The organism is Oleiphilus sp. HI0123 (assembly GCF_001635315.1).
Genome location: NZ_LWGE01000411.1, coordinates 1 through 852 on the forward strand (window position 1 = coordinate 1; position 852 = coordinate 852).

At 44.6% G+C, this 852-nt stretch carries 2 protein-coding genes; both read left to right on the top strand.

What is annotated here, in order from left to right; translation table 11 throughout:
* The coding region (locus A3761_RS03885) for a hypothetical protein (RefSeq protein ID WP_231881149.1) at positions 1-535 on the top strand (535 nt) is incomplete at its 5' end.
* A gap of 66 nt (positions 536-601) precedes the next feature.
* Positions 602-852 (top strand): rhodanese-like domain-containing protein (locus A3761_RS03890; RefSeq protein ID WP_255374913.1); only part of this gene is annotated, 251 nt, incomplete at its 3' end.

Sequence of the window (852 nt, forward strand, 5' to 3'; positions counted from 1 at the left end):
GCTTTCACGGAACCCCTTATATACTGAGCTAACACATATCATGGCTCATCGCCCGCAGGAGTTTACCGACCTACATGAGCTGATGAATGCCGCGACCCAAGGCATTGCCTACGGCATTGAGTTAGAACGAGCATGCGTGGGTCTGATAAGCAAAGACCGCAGCCGCTTTAAAAACTATTATTCAGTCGGGTGCCAAGATCACCCTGAACTTAAGGATTTTGAAAGCAAAATAATCAAGAATACTATTTTTGAGAAATTATGCTCTCGCCCAGCCAGTATTTGGGTGAAACCCTCTAGTGACAAGAAGATACTCGACCTGATTCCCATGAATTTCAAGGGCGCCACCGACTCAAAAGAGTTTTTCTTAATGTCGGTATTTGTTGGCAAAAAACCGGTTGCCCTTTTCTTCGCAGATAACACTGACAACCAAACACTCACCGACGCTCACTATAAACAATTCAAATACCTATGCAGCGCAGTCACTACTTCCTTACAGCATCAAGCGAATCGTCAAGCATCAAAGGGTGAAGAATAGTTAGTCCCAAACTTTGTCATCTGGTATGATCCGCCGATCATCATTTGAAGCAATGAGAACTAACAAATGTCAGATCTGTTAATTGAAGCGCCTCAATTACTCGCACTATTAAATAATGAAGACTCCTCTGAAAAGCTGATCATCGTCGACCTTGGAAAAGAAGATCGCTACCTAAGCGCTCATATCCCCGGTGCAGTACTGGTAAGCCCTAATTTAACCCAGGCGGGTCCGCCGGTGCCCGGCCTTGCTCCGAGTAAAGAAAATTTAAACGATTTAATGCAAAGCATTGGTCTGACTCCCGATAGTCAGGTTATTGT